Source organism: Actinotignum urematis, assembly GCF_051264595.1.
GTDB classification, from domain to species: domain Bacteria; phylum Actinomycetota; class Actinomycetes; order Actinomycetales; family Actinomycetaceae; genus Actinotignum; species Actinotignum timonense_A.
The window spans coordinates 1-25437 of the sequence record NZ_JBOZBG010000001.1 but is presented as its reverse complement, the minus strand read 5'-3'; the positions used below and the strand labels follow the sequence as shown (position 1 = coordinate 25437).

Annotated in this window: 21 protein-coding genes and 1 rRNA gene; 19 read left to right on the top strand and 3 right to left on the bottom strand. The window is 62.4% G+C overall.

Annotated features, from left to right (window positions below; translation table 11 throughout):
* Window positions 1-49 precede the first annotated feature (49 nt).
* From ACRQDJ_RS00110 to ACRQDJ_RS00070, 9 genes are all read left to right on the top strand, one after another.
* Window positions 50-805 (top strand): YebC/PmpR family DNA-binding transcriptional regulator, encoded by a 756-nt coding sequence (locus tag ACRQDJ_RS00110; protein ID WP_087070704.1) that lies wholly within the window; start codon window positions 50-52, stop codon window positions 803-805.
* On the top strand, window positions 805-1443 hold the full coding sequence (gene ruvC, locus ACRQDJ_RS00105) for a crossover junction endodeoxyribonuclease RuvC (protein ID WP_026428850.1): 639 nt from the start codon (window positions 805-807) through the stop codon (window positions 1441-1443). Before ACRQDJ_RS00110 ends, ruvC begins: the two co-directional genes overlap by 1 nt.
* A gap of 23 nt (window positions 1444-1466) precedes the next feature.
* The gene (ruvA, locus tag ACRQDJ_RS00100; protein WP_435717709.1) at window positions 1467-2060 is read left to right on the top strand and encodes a Holliday junction branch migration protein RuvA; all 594 of its coding nucleotides are present in this window, start codon (window positions 1467-1469) and stop codon (window positions 2058-2060) included.
* The gene (gene ruvB / locus ACRQDJ_RS00095) at window positions 2057-3076 is read left to right on the top strand and encodes a Holliday junction branch migration DNA helicase RuvB (RefSeq protein ID WP_284889520.1); all 1020 of its coding nucleotides are present in this window, start codon (window positions 2057-2059) and stop codon (window positions 3074-3076) included. Before ruvA ends, ruvB begins: the two co-directional genes overlap by 4 nt.
* 80 nt (window positions 3077-3156) lie before the next feature.
* A complete protein-coding gene (locus ACRQDJ_RS00090) occupies window positions 3157-3633 on the top strand; it encodes a preprotein translocase subunit YajC (protein WP_051278393.1) in 477 nt (158 codons plus the stop codon).
* 5 nt (window positions 3634-3638) lie between these two features.
* Window positions 3639-5378 carry a protein translocase subunit SecD gene (secD, locus tag ACRQDJ_RS00085; RefSeq protein WP_026428853.1) on the top strand — a complete coding sequence of 580 codons (1740 nt, stop codon included), beginning with the start codon at window positions 3639-3641 and terminating at the stop codon, window positions 5376-5378.
* On the top strand, window positions 5378-6478 hold the full coding sequence (gene secF / locus ACRQDJ_RS00080) for a protein translocase subunit SecF (RefSeq protein WP_026428854.1): 1101 nt from the start codon (window positions 5378-5380) through the stop codon (window positions 6476-6478). The genes secD and secF overlap by 1 nt, the downstream gene beginning before the upstream one ends.
* Entirely contained in the window at window positions 6475-7017 is a 543-nt protein-coding gene (locus ACRQDJ_RS00075) for an adenine phosphoribosyltransferase (RefSeq protein WP_026428855.1), read from the top strand. Before secF ends, ACRQDJ_RS00075 begins: the two co-directional genes overlap by 4 nt.
* A 19-nt stretch (window positions 7018-7036) precedes the next feature.
* On the top strand, window positions 7037-9340 hold the full coding sequence (locus tag ACRQDJ_RS00070; protein WP_026428856.1) for a RelA/SpoT family protein: 2304 nt from the start codon (window positions 7037-7039) through the stop codon (window positions 9338-9340).
* On the opposite strand, the gene ACRQDJ_RS00065 is transcribed toward ACRQDJ_RS00070, so the two are convergent.
* Together ACRQDJ_RS00065 and ACRQDJ_RS00060 are read right to left on the bottom strand one after the other, a co-directional pair.
* Window positions 9337-9816, bottom strand: a complete 480-nt coding sequence (locus tag ACRQDJ_RS00065; protein WP_284889513.1) for a hypothetical protein — start codon at window positions 9814-9816, stop codon at window positions 9337-9339. The two genes, ACRQDJ_RS00070 and ACRQDJ_RS00065, sit on opposite strands and share 4 nt — an antisense overlap.
* Window positions 9817-9905: 89 nt before the next feature.
* Window positions 9906-11198: a DUF349 domain-containing protein gene (locus ACRQDJ_RS00060; RefSeq protein ID WP_087070712.1), complete on the bottom strand. Its 1293-nt coding sequence runs from the start codon at window positions 11196-11198 to the stop codon at window positions 9906-9908.
* Between the two features lie 141 nt (window positions 11199-11339).
* Between ACRQDJ_RS00060 and ACRQDJ_RS00055 the strand changes: the two genes are divergently transcribed.
* The 6 genes from ACRQDJ_RS00055 to ACRQDJ_RS00030 all read left to right on the top strand — a co-directional run bounded on the left by ACRQDJ_RS00055 (window position 11340) and on the right by ACRQDJ_RS00030 (window position 18631).
* A complete protein-coding gene (locus ACRQDJ_RS00055; protein WP_284889512.1) occupies window positions 11340-12068 on the top strand; it encodes an MBL fold metallo-hydrolase in 729 nt (242 codons plus the stop codon).
* A gap of 13 nt (window positions 12069-12081) precedes the next feature.
* Window positions 12082-13398: a histidine--tRNA ligase gene (gene hisS, locus ACRQDJ_RS00050; protein WP_087070714.1), complete on the top strand. Its 1317-nt coding sequence runs from the start codon at window positions 12082-12084 to the stop codon at window positions 13396-13398.
* Window positions 13395-15203 (top strand): dynamin family protein, encoded by a 1809-nt coding sequence (locus tag ACRQDJ_RS00045; protein WP_284889511.1) that lies wholly within the window; start codon window positions 13395-13397, stop codon window positions 15201-15203. The genes hisS and ACRQDJ_RS00045 overlap by 4 nt, the downstream gene beginning before the upstream one ends.
* Window positions 15182-16804 carry a dynamin family protein gene (locus ACRQDJ_RS00040; RefSeq protein WP_284889510.1) on the top strand — a complete coding sequence of 541 codons (1623 nt, stop codon included), beginning with the start codon at window positions 15182-15184 and terminating at the stop codon, window positions 16802-16804. The genes ACRQDJ_RS00045 and ACRQDJ_RS00040 overlap by 22 nt, the downstream gene beginning before the upstream one ends.
* Window positions 16805-16919: 115 nt before the next feature.
* On the top strand, window positions 16920-17393 hold the full coding sequence (locus ACRQDJ_RS00035) for an arginine repressor (RefSeq protein ID WP_087070718.1): 474 nt from the start codon (window positions 16920-16922) through the stop codon (window positions 17391-17393).
* Window positions 17394-17395: 2 nt separating this feature from the next.
* Complete coding sequence (locus ACRQDJ_RS00030; RefSeq protein ID WP_284889509.1) at window positions 17396-18631, top strand: argininosuccinate synthase; 1236 nt, start codon at window positions 17396-17398, stop codon at window positions 18629-18631.
* 268 nt (window positions 18632-18899) lie between these two features.
* Here ACRQDJ_RS00030 and ACRQDJ_RS00025 read toward each other — a convergent pair whose 3' ends face one another.
* Complete coding sequence (locus tag ACRQDJ_RS00025) at window positions 18900-20447, bottom strand: MFS transporter (RefSeq protein ID WP_026428864.1); 1548 nt, start codon at window positions 20445-20447, stop codon at window positions 18900-18902.
* Between the two features lie 277 nt (window positions 20448-20724).
* On the opposite strand from ACRQDJ_RS00025, the gene ACRQDJ_RS00020 reads away from it, so the two are divergent.
* From ACRQDJ_RS00020 to ACRQDJ_RS00005, 4 genes are all read left to right on the top strand, one after another.
* On the top strand, window positions 20725-21576 hold the full coding sequence (locus ACRQDJ_RS00020) for a nitroreductase family protein (protein WP_284889508.1): 852 nt from the start codon (window positions 20725-20727) through the stop codon (window positions 21574-21576).
* 19 nt (window positions 21577-21595) lie between these two features.
* Entirely contained in the window at window positions 21596-23026 is a 1431-nt protein-coding gene (gene argH, locus ACRQDJ_RS00015; protein ID WP_435717708.1) for an argininosuccinate lyase, read from the top strand.
* A gap of 96 nt (window positions 23027-23122) precedes the next feature.
* Window positions 23123-24382: a tyrosine--tRNA ligase gene (gene tyrS / locus ACRQDJ_RS00010; RefSeq protein ID WP_284889506.1), complete on the top strand. Its 1260-nt coding sequence runs from the start codon at window positions 23123-23125 to the stop codon at window positions 24380-24382.
* A gap of 756 nt (window positions 24383-25138) precedes the next feature.
* A 16S ribosomal RNA gene (locus ACRQDJ_RS00005) occupies window positions 25139-25437 on the top strand; the annotation flags it as partial.

Here is a 25437-nt window from a genome sequence, read left to right as displayed (position 1 = left end):
CGAACCGCGTACAATGGCTCCGGAAGTTTTTATCTACTCGGGAGGACACGTGTCAGGACACTCCAAGTGGGCAACCACCAAGCATAAGAAAGCCGCTAATGACGCCAAGCGCGGCAAGCTCTTCGCCCGTCTGGTCAAGAACATCGAAGTGGCGGCGGCAACCGGTGGTGGCGATCCCGCGGGTAACCCCACGCTCTTTGACGCGATCCGCAAGGCCAAGCAGAATTCGGTGCCGGCCGATAATATCGATCGCGCCGTCAAGCGTGGTTCGGGTGAAACTGATGATTCCATCCAGTACGAAGCCATTACGTACGAAGGCTACGGCCCGGGCGGGGTGGCTATCCTCATCGAATGCCTGACCGATAACCGCAACCGCGCCGCATCGGATGTGCGCACCGCCCTCACCCGCAATGGCGGAACGCTGGCGGATCCCGGTTCGGTTTCCTACCTCTTTAACCGCCGCGGTGTGGTGGAAGCGGTCAAGGGGGAGAACACTGAGGACGACGTCCTCATGGCCGTTCTTGACGCCGGCGCCGAAGAAATTGAGGACGACGGCGATACCTTCACCATCTACTGCGCCGCCAGCGATGTGGTAGCCGTGCGCACCGCGCTTCAGGAAGCTGGAATTGACTACAATTCCGCAGAGTCGCGCTTTGTGCCCTCCACCAATGTGCCCCTCGACCGGAGCGGCGCGGAAAAGCTCCTCAAGCTCACCGATGCCCTCGACGATGTGGACGATATTCAAGAGGTCTACACCAACGCGGATATTGCCGACGACATCCTCGCCGAGCTCGAGGGTGAGTAGTGCGCATTCTGGGGATTGACCCGGGACTCACGCGCTGCGGGTTGGGAACCATTGACGCCGATGTGACGCGGCGGGTACGCCTGGTGGATATGCGCGTGGCGCGTTCGCCGGTGGACCTGGCCCCGCATCGGCGCCTCCTCCTCATCGCGGATGAAATTGACGCGGTGATCGCGGAATTTTCCCCCGAAGTCGTGGCGGTGGAACGTGTTTTCGCGCAGGAAAATGTGCGTTCGGTAACCTCCACCGCGCAGGTGGCCGGTATCGCGATGCTGGCCGCCGCCCGCGCCCAGCTGCCCCTCGGCCTGCATTCACCCTCCGAAGTGAAGGCAGCGGTGACGGGCTCGGGGCGCGCCGGGAAACTCCAGGTGCAAAATATGGTCCAGCGGATTTTGGGTTTAGCGGAACTGCCACGCCCCAAGGATGCCGCGGACGCCCTGGCCATCGCGATTACCCACGCCTGGCGCGGGGGCGCCCACGCCTTGGATGCCACGGTGGATAACGGACAGCACGGCGGGGCCGGCACCCTCCCGCGCGCCGAAGGAGCCGATTTAACACCGGCGCAGCGCATGTGGGCGGGAGCCGAACGCATGAGCCGGCGCGCCGGGGCGGTTTCCCCGCACCGCTCCGCTAGCGGTTAGAGTCATGAGGAAGGGAGCCCGGAGTGATTGCAAGTATTCGCGGAACTGTAAGCCGTATTACCACCACCTTCGCGGTGGTGGAGGTCGGCGGGTGGGGCGTCAAAGTTTTTGCGACGCCGGATACCCTCTCGCGCCTGCGCGAAGGCGCGGAAGCTTTTCTCTACACCTCGCTGGTCGCCAGCCGTGACGATCTGCCCTCCCTCTACGGTTTTAGCGAAGCCGACGAGCGCGACGTTTACGAAATCATGCAGACGGTTTCCGGGATCGGCGCCAAAGTTGCGCTCACGCTCCTCTCCGTCCACACCCCAAACGCCCTGCGCGCCGCCGTGCAATCCAAGGACGAGGCGGCCCTCACCCGGGTCCCCGGTATTGGTAAGAAAAGCGCCCAGCGCATTATTTTAGAGCTGGGTAATAAGCTCGGCCCGGCCCCGGTGTCCGCCGGTGAAACGGCCAGCCCCGAGGCGGATCCGAGTGCCGTAGTTGCCGGTCTGGTGGGACTGGGGTGGAAGGAAAGCGACGCCGTCGCCGCTTATGAAGAAGCGCGCACGCAAATACCGCAGGGCACCGTGGCCCAGCTGCTGCGCGCCAGTCTGCAAGTACTAGGGGCCCGCCGATGAGCGAAGATATGTCCTTCGACGCGGGTCTGGTCTCCCCGGAAGCCAGTGAAACGGAACGCGCCGCGGAAGCGGCCCTGCGTCCGCGTCAGCTCTCCGAATTCGTGGGCCAGGATACCGTGCGCGACCAGCTCTCCCTCGTGCTCCAGGCCGCGGTGCAACGCGGTCGCACCCCGGACCACGTGCTCCTTTCCGGGCCGCCGGGCCTGGGGAAAACCACCCTCGCCATGATTATTGCCGCGGAAGTGGGCGGGGCGCTGCGCTTGACCTCCGGCCCGGCGATTCAACATTCGGGCGACCTAGCCGCGATTCTTTCCTCCGTGCAGGAAAACGACGTCCTCTTTATCGACGAAATCCACCGCTTGGCCCGCAACGCCGAAGAAATGCTCTACCTGGCCATGGAAGATTTTCGGGTGGACGTGATGGTGGGGAAGGGCCCGGGCGCCACCTCGATTCCGCTGCCGCTACCGTTCTTCACGGTAGTAGGGGCGACGACGCGCGCCGGCTTACTGCCCGCTCCTTTGCGTGATCGCTTCGGCTTTACGGCGCACCTGGAATATTACGAACAGCGCGATCTGGCCCGTATTGTGCGGCGCAACGCCGTCAAGCTCGGCCATACCATTACCGAAGATGCGGCCCAGGAAATTGCCGGGCGTTCGCGCGGCACCCCGCGTATCGCCAACCGGTTGCTGCGCCGCGTCCAGGACTGGGCGCAGGTGCGCGGCACCGGGGATCTGGACCTGCGGGCTGCGCGGGCTGCCCTCGATCTTTTCCAGGTGGATCCGGCCGGGCTGGACCGGCTTGACCGGGCGGTGCTCGAAGCGATCTGCACCCGTTTTGGGGGCGGGCCGGTGGGCCTGACCACCCTCGCGGTATCGGTCGGCGAAGAACCCGAAACGGTGGAAACCGTGGTGGAGCCCTATTTGGTGCGTGAAGGCTACCTGGTGCGTACCCCGCGCGGGCGGATGGCGGCCCCGCGGGCCTGGACACACCTGGGTTTAACTCCGCCTACAGATTAGTTTCGTCACGGCCGCCGGTGTTTTCAGCTATGCACGGTAAACTGGCACGGTAATTATTGTCTTTTCCAAGGAGCTTTCGCGTGGAATTCGCCATCATGGGCGTCATCCTGGTGGGGATGGTGCTGTTCATGTCCCAGTCCAATAAGAAGGCCCGGGCACGTGCTGAGGAACACCGCAATAGCATTCTGGTGGTCGGCACGGATGTCATGACCACCGCTGGTTTTTACGGGCGCATTGTTGCGATTGACGGGGATGCGGTGACGCTCGAAAGTCCCTCCGGGGATGAAACTGTGTGGTCGCGCCTGGCCATTCGGGAGCAAGCCTCTATTCCCTTTGCGCCGGTCAGTGAAGAAGAAGCGGCGGCGGAAGATGCCGCGGAAGCCGCCCGCCTGAGCGCTTCGGAAGAATCCGGGGCCGGGGCGGTTGCGGATAATGCCGCGGGAACCGGTGCTCCCACTGGCGCGGCCACCCCGGAAGTGACCGGTCACGTGACTCCTCGGAGCACGGACTCGGCTTTTGGTGAAAAGAAAGATGAGTCGGGCTCGGCCTGGAAGTAAACACTATGTCTCAATCTAAAAATTCCGGCGTCCGGTTATCCTGGCGCCGGATCATTACCCTTGCGATCTTGGCGATCGCGCTCTTCGTCTCTCTGGGCGTAGGCTCGGTAACGGGATCCGGATCGGAATCCCGGTGGACCCCGAATTTCGCCCTCGACCTCGAAGGCGGCACGGAGCTTATTCTCACCCCGAAGACCACGGACAATTCTGAGATCACCTCGGAAGATGTCAATCAGGCGATTGAAATTATTCGCCAGCGCGTGGACGCCTCGGGTGTGGCAGAAGCGGAGATCACCTCCCAGGGTGGCTCGAATATCGTGGTGGGTCTGCCCGGGCACCCGAGCCAGGAAACCCTCGACCTCGTGCGTAATTCCGCGGTGTTGCGGATGCGCCCGGTGCTCGCCATGGCGAACCCGGGAACCATGAAGGGCGAAGGTGAGAATGCCGCGCCCCTCACCGGTGCCGCGCTGGAAGAAGCCGCCATGAAGGCCGCCGATGCGGACGGGGACGGCAAGCTGTCCACCACTCCGCCTAGCGAGCCCACTAGCGCCTCGGATCCGGCTTGGGCCAAAACCGAGCGGGTCACCTACGATGCGCTGACTTTGGATTGCACCGCGGAAAACCCCGCCACCGCCCCGGAAGATAATCCGGATACCGCGCTGGTGGCCTGCGGGCAAAGCGAAGATTCCAAGACCGGTGAAGTGACGCCCTTCAAGTACGTGCTCGGCCCGGCCGAGATCGCCGGAACGAACCTGACGCGCGCCACCTCCGGTTTCGACCAGCAGCAGGGCCAGTGGATCGTGCAGCTGGAATTCGATAACGAAGGCGCCCAGAAGTTCTCCGAAGTGACCGGGCGGCTGGTGGGCTTGCAAAGTCCCCAAAACCAATTCGCTATCGTGTTGGACGGGCGCGTCATTTCCTCCGCGGTCCCGCAAACCCAGATTTCGGGTGGGCAGGCCAGTATTAACGGTTCCGGTATTAATGCGACGACGTCGCGTGTGCTGGCCAACCAGTTGCAATTCGGTTCGCTGCCCCTGGAATTCGAGGTGCAATCCGAACAGCAAATTTCGGCCACCCTCGGTTCTGAATCGCTGCGCGCGGGCCTGGTGGCCGGGCTGATCGGTCTTGTGCTTATCGTTCTTTATCTCGTCTGGCAGTACCACGCCCTCGCCATTGTGGCGGTGGGCTCGGTGGTGCTTGCCACGGGCCTATCCTACGGGGTTATTTGTTTGCTCTCCTGGGTGATGGGTTACCGATTGTCGATGGCCGGCGTCGTCGGCCTGGTTATTTCCATCGGTATTACGGTCGACTCCTTCATCGTGTTCTTCGAACGTATCCGCGATGAGATCCGTGACGGGCACGCCGTCCGCACCGCGGTGCAACGCGGCTGGAAGCGCGCGACCCGCACGATTATCGCCTCCGACTCCGTCAACCTCATCGCGGCCGGGGTGCTCTACTTCATCGCGGTGGGTTCGGTGCGCGGTTTCGCCTTCACTTTGGGTCTGACCACCATCCTCGACCTCGTCGTCGTCTTTATGTTTACCTATCCGCTTATGACGCTGCTGGTGCGCACCAAGTTCTTCGGCGGGGGGCACCCGGCATCGGGTATGTCCGCCAAGCATTTGGCGCATACCCCGGCGTACCGCGGCCGTAAGCTTCCCGGGGAAGGCTCGCTCGCCGAGCGGCGCACCCGGGAACGCCGGGCCGCTCTCCCCGCGAGCAGCGAGGGAAAGGAGAACGCCTAATGTCGATGTACAGCTTAGGTAATGATCTCTACTCGGGGCGGCGCAGCTTCAAAATTGTGCAGCGGCGCAAGACCTGGTACACCATCGCGATTATTTGTGTAATTGCCTCGTTTATCGCGCTGTTCACCCGCGGACTCAATATGGGTATTGAGTTCACCGGGGGATCCCAGTTCACGGTCTCGGGGGCGCAAACCACCGATCAGCGCCTCGCCTCGGATATCATGGCCCGCCACGGTGGGGATGAAGCCGCCCGCGTGGCGCAGGTAGGGGAGAACTCCCTGCGTATCCAGACCTCGGCGAATGCCGACGGTACCGGGGTGGGGAACGCGGAAACGGAAGCAATCCGCACGGAATTGGCCGAAGCTTACGGCACCTCCGTTCAGGATGTCACCTCCACCTATATCGGCCCGGTATGGGGTCAGGATATTTCCACGAAGGCCCTCCAAGGTTTCGTGGTCTTTATCGTGCTGGTACTGCTGGCCCTGTGGGCCTATATGCGGTCCTGGCGTAATGCCCTGGGCGCTATCGTTGCGCTCTTCCATGATCTTGTGGTGACAGTGGGGATTTACTGCCTCTTCGGTTTCGAATTCACGCCGTCTACCGTTATCGGCCTGCTGACCATTCTCGGGTACTCCCTGTACGACACCGTGGTGGTCTTCGATAAGGTTCGTGAAAATACCGAGCACGTGCTGCGCCAGCACCGCGTGACCTTCGGGGAATCCACGAACCACGCCGTCAATCAGACCCTTATTCGCTCCATTAACACCTCGGTCACCTCGATTATGCCGGTGGCCTCTATCCTCTTCATCGGGGTCTACCTCATGGGCGCGGGCACGCTGCGCGATCTGGCGCTGGTGCTCTTCGTGGGTCTGTTGCTCTCGGCGTACTCCTCCATCTTCCTGGCCGCGCCGCTCGCCGTCACCCTGACGAATGCCGATCCGCGCATCAAGGCTCATAACGCGGAAGTAGCTGCCGCGCGTGCCGAACGCGTTGAGGCCGGCGGCGTTGCCGAAGAAGACGTGGTATCCGCGGTTCTTGAACCGGGTCACCATCTCGGTAATGCAGCGCAGCCGCGCCGCAAGAAGAGGAGCAAGAAGTGAGTAGTGCGTTTTCTTCGCAACTCGTGGAACTAGCGGCCAGCCGGGTGCGAGAACGTGAAAACTTCCCGGCCCCCGGGGTGATTTTTCGCGATATCACCCCGCTTATAGCCGACGGTGAAGCTTTCCACCTCTTTATTGATGAACTGGCGCGCCACTACGAAGGTAAGATCGACGCCGTCGCCGGGCTGGAATCACGCGGATTTATTTTGTCCGCTCCGCTGGCCTACGCCATGGGTTTGGGGATGGTCACCATCCGCAAAGCCGGGCGCCTGCCCGGGCCGGTGATCGGGGTTGATTATGAACTGGAATACGGTTCGGCCCGGATGGAAGTTCAGCCCTTTAATATTGAAGATGGACAGCGCGTTCTCATCATCGATGACGTTCTCGCCACCGGTGGAACCGCACACGCCGCTTGTGAGCTGGTAGAAAGCTCAGGCGGGATTGTGGCCGGCCTATGCATGCTCATTGAGCTGGCAGGCATGGGCGGCCGGGAGCGTCTGGCCGGTAGGCAGGTCGAAGCGGTGCTAACCTTCGATTAAGTCAAGAGGGGAGTAGGGCATGTCGGAATCGCAAGGTCCGCGGGTACTATCGCGGCTATCGTGGTTGACCGGACGCACGGCCAGCCAGGTTCCTGATGCCCTGGAACCCCTTATGCGCGCCCTGGGAAATGTGGATAAGGAACGCATTATCCGGGCGTATAACGTGGCGGAGGAATGCCACCGCGGCCAGAAGCGGCGCTCGGGAGAGCCGTATATTACGCATCCGGTCGCGGTGGCAACCATCCTCGCCGAACTCGGTATGGATGAGGACACTCTCGTGGGAGCCCTCCTCCATGACACGGTGGAAGATACCGGATACACCCTCGAGCAGGTCCGGGAGAATTTCGGTTCCACCGTGGAACTCCTCGTGGACGGGGTCACGAAGCTCGATAAGGTCGAATACGGGGAAGCCGCGCAGGCTGAAACCGTACGCAAAATGGTTATCGCGATGTCTAAAGACATCCGCGTACTCCTCATTAAACTTGCCGACCGGCTTCATAATGCCCGCACCTGGCGTTTCATGCCGCAGGAAAAGGCGCGCTCCAAGGCGCATGAAACCCTGGAAATTTACGCGCCTCTCGCGCATCGCCTCGGCATGAATTCCATTAAATGGGAACTTGAAGATCTTTCCTTCAAAACCATGTACCCGGAGGTCTACGCCGAAATCGAATCCCTGGTGCAAGAACGCACCCCGGAACGCGAAGCGTATATCGCGAAAATCAAGGCGATCTTGGAGCGGGAGCTCAAGACTTCCCATATCAAATGCACGATCACCGGCCGCCCCAAGCACTATTACTCCATCTATCAGAAAATGATTTTGCGGGGTAAGGACTTCGAGGATATTTACGACCTTGTGGGCGTGCGGGTGCTGGTAGAAACCATCCCGGATTGCTACGCGGTTCTGGGCGTGGCCAATACGATTTTCACGCCGATTCAGGGGCGAATCAAGGACTATATCACCACCCCGAAATTCAACCTCTACCAGTCAATTCACACCACGGTCATCGGCCCGGATAACCGTTCCCTGGAAATCCAGATCCGCACCTACGATATGCATCGACGCGCCGAATACGGCGTGGCCGCGCACTGGCGTTACAAAGAAAACCCGAATGCCACCAAGCGCGGGGGCGGTGCCGCGAAAGTCGATGAAGAAACCACGCAGCTTAACTGGTTGCGCCAGCTGGTCGATTGGCAGCGGGAAACCGCGGATCCGGCGGAATTCCTCGAATCACTCTCCTATGAGATCTCCGGCAATAAGGTTTATGTGTTTACCCCGGCCGGGGAAGTCATGGAACTTCCCACGGGTGCCACCCCGGTCGATTTCGCCTATGCCGTCCACACTGAAGTGGGGCACCGCACCGTAGGTGCGCGGGTGAATGACCGGCTTGTCACCCTGGACCACAAGCTGGAATCGGGCGATACGGTTGAGATCATTACCGCGAAAAGCCCGGATGCCGGACCTTCCCTTGGCTGGCTTGATTTTGTGGCCAGCCCGCGCGCCCGCGCCAAGATCCGGGTGTGGTTCAAGAAGAGCCGCCGGGATGAAGCGGTGGAAGAAGGCAAGGATAAGCTGGCCCGCGCTATCCGCAAGCGCAATCAGCCCGTCCAGCGCCTCATGAGCCATGACACCCTCGCGGAAGTCGCGCGGGAAGCCGGGCGCAGTTCCGTGGATGATCTGTACGCCGGTATCGGGGAAGGGGATATTTCCCCCGAAACCGTGGTGCGTAACCTCATTACCTCCCAGGGTGGGCAGGCCGGGGTGGAAGAAACCCTGGCGGAGGCCGTGACCCCGAACCGTATTTCGCGGCGGCGAAGTACCGCGAGTACCGATAACGCCGTGGTGGTTCAGGGCATGGAAGCCGGCGATGTTATGGTCAAGCTGGCCCGCTGCTGCACCCCGGTTCCCCCCGATGCCATCGTCGGTTTCGTGACCCGCGGCTCGGGAGTATCGATTCACCGGGCGGATTGCCCCAATGTGGAACAGCTGCAAAAGCAACCCGAGCGCTTCCTCGAGGTGCATTGGGCCGATGATTCCGAAGCTGTCTACGTGATCCAGGTCCAGGTGGACGCCCTCGATCGCCAAGGCCTGCTTTCCGATATTTCCAGGGCTCTGCTGGATAACGGGGTGAATCTCCTGGCCGGCAATATGATGACCACCAAGGAACGCATGGTGCGTAACACCTTCACCTTTGAGATGGCCGATCCCCACCACCTGGCCCGGGTGCTCGCGGATCTGCGCAAGATCGAAGGCGTGTACGACGCCTACCGGGTCACCAATTCGAAGCCCGCCAATCAGCGCCGGGTGGAACCCCCGCGCGGCTAGCGCAGGGCAATGGCACGCAACGCACTGCGGGCGGCGGCATGCTGCCGCCCGGCGAGGCTGCGTGCTACCGCGTCCCACTCATCAGCGTTGAGAAGGCGACGCCGCGCCACGTCCAGCGCGCAGGTAATCGCGAGGTGAAGTTCTTCCTGGTGGAAAATATCCGCGATCGTGCGCGGCAGGGTAGTCAAGCACAAGCCGGCTATTGATTGGCGTTCCTCGGGTGGCGGCTTGCGGCGAGCCCGGGACTTCACCCGCACGCTACAGACCCGCACCAGCCGGTCCGCCGGCCAATACCCGGTATGAACCCATAATGCGCTCAGGGTGATGGCAATCGCGCCTCTTCCCACCAACGGGGCAAGAAGAGAGGCCCGCAGCGCCCGATAGGCAGCGCAATCAGCCGCGCACACCAGCCCGGGCGCATATTCCACCAGCAAACCAGCATTGATATCCAGGCGTTGCACCGCATCCACATACATACCGAGAGTGTGCGATGGCGAAGAAAATAGCGCAAGCCGCTATCCCCAGGCGGGGAGAGCGGCTTGCGTTTATCCACAGGTAGGAAAAGTTACAGATCCTTATTGACCTGCTCGAGCCAGGCCACGCGAGCGGCCCGTGCTTCGTTCAGCTCGGTGAGCTTCTTTTCATCACCGGCTTGCTGGGCCTGGGCGATTTCCTCATCGAGTTCGGCAATAAGCGCTTCGAGCTGGGCGGCCATCCCGGAAGAACGCTGCTGCTTTTCCGGATCGGTGCGATTCCAGCGGTCGTTTTCCGCCGCGCGGACCTTCTCTTCAATTTCCCGCATGCGGCCTTCGGTCCGGGCAATATCACCGCGGGCCACGAAGCCGATCTCATCCCAGCGTTCCCCGATTTCACGGAGCTTTTCGCGGGCTTCATCCACATTGGTAATGGGAAGGAGAGCTTCGGCTTCCGCCACCAATTCGAGCTTGGCGGCCAGGTTTTCCGCGTACTGGCTATCCACCTGGCTGAAATGCGCGTCCCGGGCATCGTAGAAAGGCTGACGGGCAGCCATGAAACGCTCCCAAAGCTTATCGTCATCACGGCGCCCGGCCCGCCCGGCCCGCTTCCACTCATCCATGAGTTCGCGGTAGCGATCCCCGGTTTCCCGCCAATCGGTGGAGGAGGAAAGCGCGGCAGCTTCCGCGATGAGCTTCTCCTTAGTGGCCTTCACCTGGCTGCGGCGCACATCCAATTCCTTGTAGTGGTTGCGCCGGGCCCGATCAAAGGTGGAGCGGGCGGTAGCGAAACGCCGCCAGAGCGCTTCTTCGGTGGGGCGATCAATACGGGCACCCTGGCGCTGGGCGCGCTTCCAGTTTTCAAAAAGATCATTGAGCTCAGCGCGGGTATTCTGCCAGTGGATGGTATGCGGATTCGCGTTGGCGATTTCCTCAGCGCGTTCCACAATCTGGGTGCGCTCCTGAAGGGCAGCTTCCTTGGCCGCGGCACGCTGGGCCGCGTATTCCTTGGCCCGCACCGCCACGACTTCTTCGAGCTTATCGAGGCGGGTGCGCAGCGCCGCGATATCACCCACGGCGGCTGGTTCGGCCAGTTCCTTACGCAAGGATGCGATTGACTTGCGGCTTTCTTCGGGAGATACGTGGTGGGCGCGCGTTTCTGCCAGGCTCACCTGGGTATCCAGGTCAATATAGCGGCGGATATAGAATTCCAGGGCATCATCTTCGGTGCCGGAAGCCGCGTAGTGGCCAACGACCCGTTCGGTATCCCCATCCTTGAGCCACACCTTCCCTTCGTCGTCCACACGCCCGAACGGACGGGCTTTGGCGACGGCGGCCGGATCCAGCGGCGCGGGAGCGGGCTGAGCGGGATGAGCTGTGGACATTGTTACTCCTTGTGGAGAAAGAGGCGTGCGGTACACGCCGCGGGACAATTTTAATTCTTACGGTATACCACAATTGTGCCACGGTAAAAGGGATTCCGGGTGTCAGTAGGAAAAAATCGGGAGAAAGGATACGGTTAATGCATGATTTTCTTGCGGTATTCCGATACTGCCCTGGAGGCGAATTGCTATATTATGGCCGACCCTACTCACCGGGTCGCCCTGGTTATTGATGCGGGAGCGGGAAGCGCGCCCTGGGTGGAGCGCGCCCTGGCCTCCCGTAACCTGCGCCTGGGCGCGGTGCTGGCCACCCACGGGCACGGGGATCACGTATGGGATGCCGGGGTGGTAGCCGGCTCGAGCGTACCGTGCTATATCGCCGAAGGTGATGCCTACCGGCTGGATAATCCCATTGCCAATGCTTTTTACGCGCCGCTTGTTCTGGCTGCCACCGGGGGGCGCGCCTGGGTGAAACCGGAGAAGATCGTGCCCCTTCCCGAAGAGATATACGGGGAAGGAACGGAGCTGGTTCCCGGCGTGCACCTGCGCGCCATCGCCGCCCCCGGGCATACCGAAGGCTCAACCGTGTTCCTCTTCTCGGGGCGTTTTGAAGCGGATCCGGAAACTCCGCAGCTTCCCGATTGGGGCTTCGGGGAGAATTTCATGATCACCGGAGATGTGCTCTTCCGCGACGGGGTGGGCCGCACCGACCTCGCGGGCGGGAACGATGCGCTGATGCGCGCCTCCTTGCGCACTATCGTTGCCGAGGTGGACGGCTCCACGATTTTCTTCCCCGGCCATGGCAAACCCTCCACCCTGGCGCGCGAACTCAAAGCCTCGCCGTACCTGCGCGCCTATATTGCGATGAAGTGAAAGAATAGTACCTATGAAAATTGCGCCGATCTCCGGTTTTCCCGAATGGCTCCCGCAAGCCCGCATTGTGGAGCAGAAAGTTCTTGACACCCTGCGCTCCACCTTTGAACTGCACGGTTTTTCGGGGGTGGAAACTCGCGCTGTCGAACCTATGGATCAGCTGCTGCGCAAAGGCGAAACCTCCAAAGAAGTGTATGTGCTGCGCCGCCTCCAGGGGGAGGAGGGCCAGGATTCCGGCCTTGGCCTCCACTTCGATCTCACCGTGCCGCTGGCCCGCTACGTGCTGGAGAACGCTGGGAAGCTCGATTTCCCCTTCAAGCGTTACCAGATCCAAAAGGTCTGGCGCGGTGAACGCCCCCAGGATGGGCGTTTCCGGGAGTTTTACCAGGCCGATGTTGATGTGGTCGGCCAGGATACCCTCGCCTTCCACCACGATATTGAGCTGCCCCTCGTCATGGTGGATGCGCTGAGCAAGCTCCCCATCCCACGGGTGCGGGTGCGTGCCTCGAACCGCAAACTCGCCCAGGGCTTCTACGAAGCCATCGGCCTGGAAAATACCGAGGAAACCCTGCGCATCCTCGATAAGCTCGACAAGGTCGGCCCGCAGGTGGTGACCGAGCTGCTCTCCGAACACGTGGGAGCAAGCGAGGAGCAGGCGAAACTTGCCTTGAGCTTGGCGGGTATCACCACCGAAGATGCCTCGTTCGTTGACAAAGTCCGCGCGCTCGGCGCGTCGTCGTCGCTTTTGGAAGAAGGTCTGGAAGAACTCGCAACGCTCGTGACCGAAGCGAACTCTCTTATCCCCGGGTCGGTGAGCGCCGATCTGTCCATCGCGCGCGGCCTGGACTACTACACCGGTTCCGTTTTCGAATCGACGGTGGAAGGGCACGAAGATCTCGGCTCGGTGTGTTCGGGCGGGCGCTACGATAACCTGGCCACGGCCGGGAACCGCAGCTACCCGGGCGTGGGGCTGTCCATCGGGGTCTCGCGCCTGCTCGCGCGCTTCCTGCACCAGGATCTGCTGCGCGCCAGCCGCAAGGTTCCCACGGCCGTGTACGTGGCGGTCAATGATGAATCCGAGCGGCACCACGCCTCCACCATCGCGGCGCGCCTGCGTGCCCGCGGTATTCCCGCGGACGTTTCGCATAACGCCACGAAATTCGGGAAACAGATTAAGGCAGCCGATAAGCGCGGCATTCCTTTTGTATGGTTTACGACGTCGGAAGGTGAACAGGTCCGCGACGTGCGCTCGGGCACCCAGGTCCCCGCTGACCCGGATACCTGGACTCCGCCGGAAGAAGATCGCTTCCCGCGGGTGATTATGCCGTGAGTCGCCTGCCTTCTCTCGAGCGGGTCCGCCAGGCGCTGGGAAACCTGAGCTTCCCGCTGCCCACCCCGGGCGCGGCCGACGGGCGCGATGCCCGCACGGACGGGTTGCACCAACTCGATGACTACGTGCTCCCGCGCCTGCGCTGCCTGGATGCGCCGCTGGTGGCGGTGGTGGGCGGGTCCACCGGTTCGGGTAAATCAGCCCTGGTGAACGCCCTGGTGGGTGCTCCGGTTACCGCGTCCTCGGCGCTGCGCCCCACCACCCGGATCCCGGTGCTCGCCCACGCTCCCGGGGAGGAGGCGTGGTTTTCCGACGACCGTATTTTCCCCGGGCTCGCGCGCCTGAGCGGCGACGGCGCAGCTGCGGCTAGCGGCGCTCCGGCAGCGAAGGCGAGCGGCGACATTCGCCTGGTGGAATCGCCTCAGGTGCCGCGCGGTTTGGCGCTGGTGGACTCCCCGGATATTGACTCGGTCGAGGGGGATAACCGCAGGCTGGCCGGGCAGCTGCTCCAGGCCGCTGATCTGTGGATTTTTGTTACCACCGCCGCGCGCTACTCGGATGCGATTCCCTGGGCCCTCCTGGATGAGGCCGCCGCGCGCAATATCGTTATCGCCGTGGTTCTCAATCGGGTTCCGGTGGGGGATGCCGCGGTGATTCGCCCCGATCTCATCCGCCGGCTCGAGGAACGCGGCCTGGGCAGCGCCCCGTTTTTTGTTATCACGGAGTACCCGGAGGCGCCGGGCATTCCGGAAGCCGATGTGGCTCCGCTGCGCGAATGGCTTGCCGGGCTCGCCCGCGACGAACGCTCCCGCGCCTCGGTAGCGCGCCAGACCCTTTCCGGGGCACTCGGCAGTCTGGCTGACACCTGCGCGCAGGCGCGCGCCTCGTACCGTGAACAGGTCGAGGAAGCCGAGCGTTTAGAAGCGGATGTCACCACCGCGCTGAAAGAAACGCGCGCCGGTATCGAGTCCGCTATTGCGGATGGCACCGTGCTGCGCGGCGAGGTGTTGCGCCGCTGGCATGAGATGCTCGGCAGTGGGCAGTGGGCCCGCGCCCTGCAATCCGGCGTGACGCGCTGGCGCGACCGGCTGAGCCTGCGGCGCACCGCTGGCCGAGATTCGAGCGAGGAGGCCGTGGGGGAGGCCATCGAAGATTCCCTCACCGAGATGCTCCTCACCGCGGACGCCAGCCTCGCCACCCGCCTTGCCACCGAATTAGAACGCAGCGCGGCCGGAGCCGGAATCGTCCTCGCGGTCGAAGCCCGCGGTGCAGATACCACGGCCGGGAATAATGCGTCGGCGGCAGATACCGGGCATGATACCGCGGCCCAGAGTACGGATACTGCGGCCCGTCCTCATGCCGCGGCGCGCCGGGAAGCCGCCGGGGCCCTGGTGCGCGATTGGCGCCGCTCCCTCATGGATATGCTCGGCGAGCGCGGACGCGGCAAACAGCTCACCGCGCGCATCCTCTCCCTCGGCATCAACGCGGTGGGCGTGGCGCTCATGCTCGTCGTCTTCGCCCACACCGCCGGCCTCACCGGCGGGGAAGTCGCGATCGCCGGGGGAACGGCCGTGGTGGCGCAGCGCGTTTTGGAAGCTATTTTCGGCGACGACGCCGTTCGCCGCATGGCCACCGCCGCCACCGAGGATCTCCTCGGGCGCACCGACGAGTTCTTCGCGGCCACCGCCGCACCCTACCGAGAGGAAATCGCACGCTTGGGAATCAGCACAGATGCTCTAAACGAGCTAGACGAGGCGATGCGCAGCGCGGAAGGGAGGCGCGGATGGATCTCCCCACTGGATTAAAGAACCTGGAGCAGGCCCTGGATCTGGGCGGTGACTACCTCGACGAATCGGTGCGCAGCCAGGTGCGCGATGTGCTCGACCGCGCCCGCCAACGCGGGCTGCTAGGAACCGACCGCACGGTGGTGGCCCTGGCCGGCGCCACCGGCTCGGGTAAATCTTCCCTGCTCAACGCCATTGTGGGCCAGGAGGTGGCCGGGGTGGCTGCCACCCGGCCGGCCACCCGCGCACCCCTCGGGGTCTCGGGGCGTCACGCCTCCGATGTGCTCGATTGGCTCGGGGTGCACGAACGCAAAGTTCTACTCCAGCTAGCTCCCGATACCACCGCGAACCTGGTGCTCGTGGACCTTCCCGATATTGACTCCACGGCGGAGACCCACCGGGCCCAGGCCGAGCGTATTATCGCCCGAGCCGATGTGGTGATCTGGGTACTCGACCCGCAAAAATACGCCGATGCCGTGGTGCACGAAGATTTCCTGGCCGCGATGGGCGAATATCATTCCTCCCTGCTCATCGTTATCAACCAGGTGGATCGCCTGGGCGCGGCCGATGAACAAGCAATTGTGGCGGATCTGGGGCGTATCCTCGCCGCGGAAGGAGTAAGCGCGGATATTGTGGCGGCCTCCGCGCTCACCGGGCGCGGTATTGATGAGATCCGCGGGGCGCTCGTAGAAATCGCGGCGGGGAAGAGCGCCGCGGCGGAAAAGCTCGCCGCGGATGTGCGAACCGCGGGAGCCGCGCTCACGGAGAACCTCATTGACCAAGGCGGATATCCGCGTGACCTCACCGATATTGCCGGGGTAGGCGAGCTTGTTGCCGGCCTGGCACGCGCGGGCGGGCTCAGCGCCGCAGCACGCGAAGCGGCAGGCCATTACCGGAAGGCAGCGCGGCGCGCCACCTCCTGGCCACTGCTGCGCGGATGGGGCAGGCGAGCCCGTCCCGGCAGCTGGAACGGCGGTGGGAAGGGAAGCGGTACGGATGCTGTGCTGAGTTCCACAGCGGGAGTCACGTCGCATTCGGATGCCAGGTCATACGTGACAGACAGCTCTGATGCGGTGGCCAGCTCCGGAGCGGTGGAAAAAACTCGGGTGGCGCTGGCGGAATTCACGGTCCAGGCCACCCGTTTCCTCCCGCGTGCCTGGCGCGGGGCGATGCGGGATGAAAATTCCCGGCAGGCCGCGCGGCTTGCCGATAGCGTCGCCCGGATTATCGCGCGGGAAAGCCAGACCTGGCATAAGCCCCGCTGGTGGGGCTGCGCCGCTGCCCTCCAATGGCTCGCTTTCGCCGCACTGGTGCTGGGCGCGCTGGGGCTCGGCGTTGGAATCATTACCGGGGCCGGGGGAGTGATCCTCCCGCTGGGGCTGCGCCGAGCGAGCCTTATCTGCTTGGTGGCCGGCGTGGTGTGCGGCGTCGTCGTAAGTATGATCGCGCGGGCCGCGCGCACGCGGGGAGCGCAGCGCCTGGAACGGCAGGTGACCATCCGGGCACGTGCCGCTATTGAAACGGAAGTCCGCGAAAACGTGCTGGCGCCGTTCCGTGCGGAAATGGAACGTTACCGAGACTTTGCGCGCGCCGTGGCATCATTAATGCGGGTGTCTGCCTGACTCGGGCCGGCACCCGCCGCGTGTAATGCAAAAACTTGCATTGGCGCGTATGATTATAATGCAAGGGGGACGCGGGTCGTCGGTTCGCGTGCCCCGGTGATGCGAAAGGATCATTGTGACCGCCGGAATTCCTTCGAGTCGCACTGCCCGCCAAGGGCTTATCGCCTCGATTCTGGATGCTCATCTCATCGGTTCCCAAAATGAACTGCGGGAGTATCTCATTCGTGCCGGGGTGGATGTCACCCAGGCTACGCTCTCCCGCGATTTAGACGATTTAGGGGCCGTTAAGATCCGGGTGGACGGATCGATGGCATATCGCATCGCTGACCAGACGATGGATACGGGGGAGCGCCTGGCGCGGTGGGCTCGTGAAATACTGCTCAGCGCCGAATGTGCTCTCAACCAGATCGTGCTGCGTACCCCGCCCGGGGCCGCGCAGCTACTCGCCGCCGGAATTGACCGGGCGCGCCTGGACGGTGTGCTCGGTTGCGTTGCCGGAGATGACACCGTGCTGGTTATTGCCCGCAGCGAAGAACGCGCGGTAGAGATCAGGCAACACCTCCTCGCGATGGGGGAGAAAAAGGAGTAATAATGGCGAAGGAGCGGGTAGTTCTCGCCTATTCGGGCGGACTGGATACCTCGGTGGCGATCGGCTGGATCGGGGAGCGAACCGGAGCCGAAGTCATCACGGTTGCCGTGGATGTGGGCCAGGGCGGCGAGGATCTGGAGACCATTCGCCAGCGCGCCCTCGATTGCGGGGCCGTGGAAGCCTATATCGCCGATGCCCGCGATGAATTCGCCAGCGAGTACTGCATGCCGGCCCTCAAGGCCGGGGCGCTTTACATGGACGCCTACCCGCTTATTTCCGCTATTTCCCGCCCGGTTATCGTGAAGCACCTGGTGGCCGCGGCCCGGCAATTCGGGGCCACCACGGTGGCGCACGGATGCACCGGCAAAGGCAATGACCAGGTCCGTTTCGAAAACGGCATTACCCAATTGGGACCGGATCTGGCCTGCCTATCCCCGGTGCGCGACCTCGCGCTCACCCGCGAATTCGCTATTGATTACGCCAATAAGCACAATTTGCCCATCGAAACCACCCACCATAATCCCTTCTCCATTGATCAGAATGTGTGGGGCCGGGCTATTGAAACCGGGTACCTCGAAGACCTGTGGAATGCACCCACCAAGGATGTGTATACCTACACGGACGATCCCACTTACCCGCCGCTGCCCGATGAAGTGATCATCACTTTTGAGGGTGGTATTCCGGTCAAAATCGACGGCGAAGCCGTGACCCCGCTGCAAGCTATTGAACAGCTCAATAAGCGAGCTGGAAAGCAGGGGATTGGCCGGATCGACGTGGTTGAAGACCGCTACGTTGGCATCAAGTCCCGTGAGATTTACGAGGCACCGGGCGCCATGGCGCTGCTCTCCGCCCATAAAGAGCTGGAAAATGTGACCATGGATCGCGAGCAGGCGCGCTTCAAGCGCACGGTCGCGGATCGCTGGGCGGATATCGTATACGAAGGCCAGTGGTTCTCCCCGCTCAAGCGCTCCCTCGATGCCTATATCGAAGATACCCAGCGCTATGTCTCCGGCGATATTCGTATGGTTATGCATGGCGGGCGTGCCACCGTGACCGGGCGGCGTTCGGACGCCTCCCTCTACGATTTCAACCTGGCTACCTACGACGCCGGTGACTCCTTCGACCAGTCCCACGCTAAGGGCTTCATCGAACTGACCGGGTTGCCTGCCAAGCTCGCCGCCGCGCGCGACGTAACCTTCGGGCGCGGGGTGGCTATCCCGCCGGCGCGCTTGAACTAAGCGGCTGAACTAATGTGCTCGCCCGGTTGAACTCGGGCGTATGAGCGCGGCTGAACTAGTTTCGCCCGTACAGCCGAGCTAAGGTTCGCGGATTAGGCGATACGACATATAGAGAACGGGGCCGGGGTCGTTATGCACGACCTCGGCCCCGTTGATGATGTGCGGAGCTATCCCGCTGCGAATAGAGTCCTACAGGCGCTGCGAATAGAGGTGTCCAGAGCGCCTGCGCTGGCGATTCCGGCTTACTTCCCCGGCTTACTTCCTCGGCTTACTTCCCCTCGCGGGCGCGCAGCATCGCCGGTGAGGCGGGCCGTCGCATGAAAATAATCGAGACAGTCAGGGCGAGCGCCACGATAACGCAGATCGTCCCCATGGAAGCCGCGTAACCGGTGAACCAAGCCCCATCCCCACGCGGGGTGCCCTCGTTAACGAAAGCGAAGAGGATTGCGGTCACCATGGCATTGCCGATAGCGGTGGTAATACGCTGGCTAGTCTGCTGGACCCCGCCCGCGGTACCGCCGTGGGCGCGCGGAACGTCGATCATCGCCTGGGTCTGGTTGACCGAACCGATCACGCCAATCCCGAAGCCGAAAACGCAGATCGGCAGGGAAATCCACCACGGGCTCCAGCCCGCGTACGCGACCCCGGCGGCCAGCGGAATGCTGGAAGCGAGCGAGACCAGCGCGAGCGCGAAAGCCCCGGCCTGGACATGCCGGCCCCAGGCCACCGCGTAGCGCCCCGCCCACACCGAGGCGTAGGCCGAAGCAATCGCATTGGGCAGGCCGAGCAATCCGGCCTGCAAGGCATTGAATCCCATGCCCTGCTGGAGATACATCGCCAGTACCACGAAAACAGAGGTGGTTCCCAGGAATTGGATCGCGGTAATCGAGGTGCAGAAGCTGAATGATTCGATGCGGAAGAGGCGCAAATTGACCATGGGGATACGCCCGCGCTTGGCATAAGAATGCTCCCAGAGCACCCAGGCCAAGCCAAGGAGAGCCCCACCGCCCAGCAGCGCCCAGCGCCAGGCGAAATGAGACATAAAGGGCAGCATGAGGCAGAGCACCGCGAGGGTCAGCAGGGTCATTCCCATCGGGTCAAGGTCGAGGCGATGCCCGCGCCGGCGGCCAACCGGTTGGCCCCGGCGTTCCATTTCCGCCCGGTAGGCGGCGTCGATCTTGGCGGCGTCGTCGCCAATAGCGCGCCGTTCCTTCAGGAACGGCAGCAAGAAAATACCCAGCCCCAAACCAAGCAGGCCAAGCGGGACGTTGAGAATAAAGGACCACCGCCACCCCACGGGGCCGAAGAGCTGGACGAGGCTACCCGAGAGCAGCGGCCCCACGGCCACCGAAGCGGAAATGGCCAGGCCCATATAGGCAAAAGCTTTCGCGCGGGCGTGCCCGTCGAAATACTGCATAATCATGCCGGTGACCTGGGGCGAGAAAATCCCCGAACCGATGCCCTGGAGGGCTCGTGCGATATTGAGGATGAGGGCGTCGCTGGCAACCCCGCACAGCAGGGAGCCGAGCGTGAACACCGCCATCCCGATCATCCACAGCGAAGAGCGCCCGAAAATATCGCCCATGCGGCCCGCGGGCACCAGCAGCAGCCCGAAGGCCAGGGAATAGCCGGAGAGCACCCATTGAATATCGCCGCGGCCGGCATTCAGCCCCGTTTCGATAATGGGAAGCAGATTATTGACCGAGCTGACCTGGATAAGCGACATGACCAGCGCAACGATGAGCACCACGAGGAGCTTATTGCGGTCATACGTTCGGTCCGAACCCGGAATCGTGAAATAACGCGTATTTTCCATTCCATCCTTCACAACAACGCGCACGTTTCCGGCATAGTTCTAGCCGTGAGACGAGCGCACACTAGCTCCGGTAACTCTGCGATGCTGTGGTGTACAAAGGTGAGCGGCGGGAGAGCGGCAGAACCGGCAATCCCGGGCGCATGCACAAAAAGAGCCCGCACGGAGGCGAGCAAGCAGAGACAGCAGTCCCGGTACGGGTGCCAGCATAGCAGCATTCCCCGCGAACCTCAGCTGTGACGAATCTTGCGCCCCGGCCCAAGCGTGGGACAATACGCATATGGATACTTCACAAAAAACTTCAGAAGAAACGCTTCCCGCGGGCGGCGATGCGAACGGCACCGCGGGCAACGCTGCTCGCGACGCTGCCGCGGCGACCCTCCGCACCCAACTTAACCACCGCACCATCCGCGATTTCGACGGCCGGCCCCTCGGCGAGGAACTCACCGCCACACTGGTGAACGCGGCCCTGCACGCCGCCACCTCGCAGGGCATGCAATACGCCACCATTATTCGAGTCCAGGCTCCGGCCCGCCGCCAGGCCATTGCGGAGGTGTGCACCCAGGCTTACGTGGCGCAGGCACCCGAATTGTGGATTTTTGTGGCGGATACCCGCCGCGCCTGGCGCGTCTGCCAGGAGCGGGGCGGCGAGGGCGCGGGCGCCCGTAGTTACGACGCCTTTAACGCCGCGGTTGCGGATTGCATGATCGCGGCGCAGAACACCGTGGTGGCCGCGGAAAGCAACGGCTTGGGTACTACCTACCTCGGTTCTATTTTGAACGACGCCGAACGTATCTGCCAGGTGCTTGAGCTGCCCGAACTCACGTTCCCGGTTATCGGCCTCATTATGGGTTATCCCAATCAGGAGCGGATTCCGGAGCTCAAACCCCGTATGGATGCCGGGTTGCGCGTATTCACTGACCATTACCAGGAACCGGAATCGGCGGTGGAATCGCTGCGGGAGTACGACGCCGCCATCGCGCCCTGGGTTGATATTCGCTACGGAAAGCCGGTTGGGCCCTTCACCGAGTACGTGCCCACCCGCCTGAGCGGCTCGGTGGCGCGGCGCGGGCGACTGCTGGCCGCTATCGGGGCACAGGGCTTTGATGTGGCACTTCCCGCGGGAAAGTAGCGGCGCTTAGAATGGTGCAATGACTGAACATCTCGCCCTGTGGGGTGGGCGCTTTAGCGGCGCCAGCGCCGATGCCCTGACCGAACTTTCACGCTCGACTCATATTGATTGGCGCTTGGCGCCCTATGATCTGGCCGGCAGCCGCGCCCACGCGCGGGCGCTGGCCGGAGCGGGGCTCCTGGATGAAGCTGAACTTAAAGCGATGCTCGCCGCGCTGGACATCCTCGGGCAGCGGGTAGCCAGCGGGGAACTCACCCCGGCCCCCGACGACGAAGATGTGCATACCGCCCTGGAGCGCGCTCTGCTGGCCGAAGCCGGGCCGCAGCTGGGCGGCAAATTGCGGGCCGGGCGCTCGCGCAATGATCAAATCGCCACCCTCATCCGCATGTACCTGCGCGACGCCGCCCGGTACCTGAGTGGCAAGCTGTTGGCGGTAGTGCGGGCGCTCGTCTCCCAGGCAGAGCGCGCCGGGGATGCGGTCATGCCCGGGCGCACCCACCTCCAGCACGCCCAGCCGGTGCTGGTGGCCCATCATCTGCTCGCCCACGTCTGGCCCCTGCTGCGCGATATCGCGCGCTGGCAGGACTGGGATAAGCGGGCGGCGTACTCACCCTACGGCGCCGGGGCGCTGGCGGGGAATACCCTGGGCCTGGACGCGCAGGCCATCGCGGCAGAGCTGGGATTTAGGGCCCCGGAACACAATTCCATCGACGCCACCGCCGCGCGGGACTTGGTAGCCGAATTTAGCTATATTTGCGCCCAGATCGGGGTGGATCTTTCCCGGCTCTCCGAAGAAATTATTTTGTGGAATACCCGCGAATTCCGCTTCGTCACCCTTGATGATGCCTACGCGACCGGCTCCTCGATTATGCCCCAGAAAAAGAACCCGGACGTGGCCGAATTGACCCGCGGCAAAAGCGGGCGCCTCATCGGCGACCTCGCCGGACTGCTGGCCACCTTCAAAGGGCTCCCACTCGCCTACAACCGCGATCTCCAAGAAGATAAAGAGCCGGTTTTCGACGCCATCGACACCCTCGACCTCCTCCTCCCCGCGGTTGCGGGCATGGTGGAAACCATGGTGCTCAATTACGAACGCATGGCCGAACTGGCACCCCAAGGCTTCTCCCTGGCCACCGATATTGCGGAGTGGCTGGTGCGCGGTGGGGTCCCGTTCCGCGAAGCCCACGAGATTTCGGGACGCGCGGTCGCTTTCTGCGAAAAGCGCGGGATCGAATTATGGGATATGAACGACGACGAGCTGCACTCCATCGACACGCGGCTCACCCCGGATGTCCGGGAGGTACTCACGGTGGCCGCCTCTGTAGGGGCCCGGCGCGGGGCGGGCGGCACCGCCCCGGAGCAGGTTGCTGAGCAGCTGGCGAGTGTGCGGGAATCTATCGGGCGCGCGGAGGGCTTCGCCCGCAGCGCGACCGATGCGGCGTCGTCGTAAAAAATAGTGGCAAGAAGAAACCGGGCGTGATAACGTCCGGACGTGACGTTACGGAAAGGCCCGTGGCGCGCGAAGCATAAGGGAAGGATACGAGACGTGAAGGACGTTCTTGAGGAACTGGAATGGCGCGGGCTGATTGCCCAGCATACGGATATTGACGCGCTGCGGAGCGCGCTGAACTCCGGTCCGGTCACCTTCTATTGCGGTTTTGATCCGACGGCGGCTTCGCTGCACCACGGCCACCTTGTCGCCGTGAAGCTCATGCGGCACCTCCAACTCGCCGGGCACCATCCGCTGGTGCTAGTGGGCGGTGCGACCGGGCTCATTGGGGATCCGCGTCCCTCGACCGAACGTACGCTCAATTCGCGGGATACCGTGGCTGGGTGGGTGGAATCGCTGGCTGGGCAGCTGCGCGGCCTGCTGGATTTCGAGGGTGATAATCCGGCGCGGCTCGTCAATAACCTGGATTGGACCGGGCAGCTTTCTGCGATTGATTTCCTGCGTGACCTGGGTAAACATTTCCGGCTCGGGACGATGCTTTCCAAGGACATCGTGGCGCGGCGCCTGGAATCTGATGAAGGCATTTCTTACGCCGAATTTTCCTACCAGGTACTCCAAGCTAATGACTACCTGGAGCTCTTCACCCGCTACGGTTGCACCCTGGAAGTGGGCGGGAATGACCAGTGGGGTAATCTCGTGGGCGGCATGGACCTCATCCGCAAGGTGACGGGGGAGTCGGTGCACGTGCTCACGAATCCGCTCATTACTAAATCGGATGGCACGAAGTTCGGGAAATCCGAAGGCGGGGCTGTCTGGCTCAACCCGGAGATGCTCAGCCCCTACAAGTTCTTCCAGTTCTGGCTCAATACCGCTGACGAAGACGTGGTGCATATGCTCAAGGTCTTCACTTTCCGCACTCGGGAAGAAATCGAGGAATTGGCGGTGGCTGTTGCCGAGCGGCCCCAGGAACGGCGTGCGCAGCGGGTGCTGGCGCAAGACGTCACGACCTGGGTGCACGGTGCGGACGTGGCCGAACGGGTGGAGAATGCCTCGCGGGCCCTCTTCGGCGGTGACGGCTTGGCCGCTCTGGATGCGGATACCTTGCGTGATGCGGTGGCGGAACTGCCGCAGGCGAGCGCGAGCCTGGGAACTCCCATTCCGGAACTCTTCGTGGCCACGGGCCAGGAGCGCGGACTGGGCGCGGCGCGGCGCACCGCAAAGTCCGGCGGCCTAAATATCAACAACCGCAAGGTTGGGGAAGCGGACGTGCTCAGCAGCGAGGATGTTTTGCCCGGTGGCGTTGTGGTACTCCGCAAGGGCAAGAAGAACCTCGCGGTTATTCGCGTGGCGGAGTAGAGGGCTTAGTCAAGAACGGAGAACGGCTCTCGCGTGTGAAGCGGGATAGATCGTGGTAGATAGCGGCGGCGTTACCGGTGGTAGCGCCGCCGCTATCTATATACCAGGGTGCGCGAATTGGTGTAAATGGATGGGGGATCAGTGTAGATAGGGGATTTCCCCGGTGTTCCCTTGTTTTGGGCGTGCTTTTCCCTGTTTTTCCCTGGTTTTCTGGGTGTTTGGGCTGGGTGTGGTGGGTGTCTCTCTGGTTTGATTTGCGTCTAGCGGGGTGGGCTTGTAAGCTTGTTATCCGTCGCCGAGAGCCGGAAACGCCTCGAAGCGACACGGAAATCCTCGTGATTATGTTCTAGTCCACAGGATGCCGGGTTTGAAAGAACCGGGCCACGGTGGTAGGCTAACGGGGTTGCTCTTCTTGAGCGTGAATGATTCTCTCCGTACTGGTTACTGTGTTTATTCGGGTGGCTGGTTGTGGGGTGTGGATATGGTGTTTGGATGCTTAATAGCGTGTCTGACTAATATATTTTTTACGTGAAATTTTTTTGTTCACATGACCTAACCAAGTTGACTGATCATTGTTGTTAGTTTGGTTGGTGTGGTTGTGTGGGTGTGTGCAAGGACAGGTAGCACTCCAATAGATAGTGACTGGATGCTGTGTTTTTATGTGGTGTTTGGTTGTGTTGTGTTGGTGGTGTGTTTTGTTCTTGTTATATATGTTTTTTGTTTGAGCTAGATATTGTCTTGCTCTCTTACAGTTTTTTTGTGGAGAGTTTGATCCTGGCTCAGGACGAACGCTGGCGGCGTGCTTAACACATGCAAGTCGAACGATGAAACCTAGCAATCTTTGGTTGTTGGGTGGATTAGTGGCGAACGGGTGAGTAATACGTGGGTAACCTGCCCTCCTTTTTGGGATAAGCCTTGGAAACGGGGTCTAATACCGAATATTCTGGATGATTCGCATGGATTGTTTGGGAAAGCTTTTGTGAAGGGGGATGGGCTCGCGGCCTATCAGCTTGTTGGTGGGGTGATGGCCTACCAAGGCGGTGACGGGTAGCCGG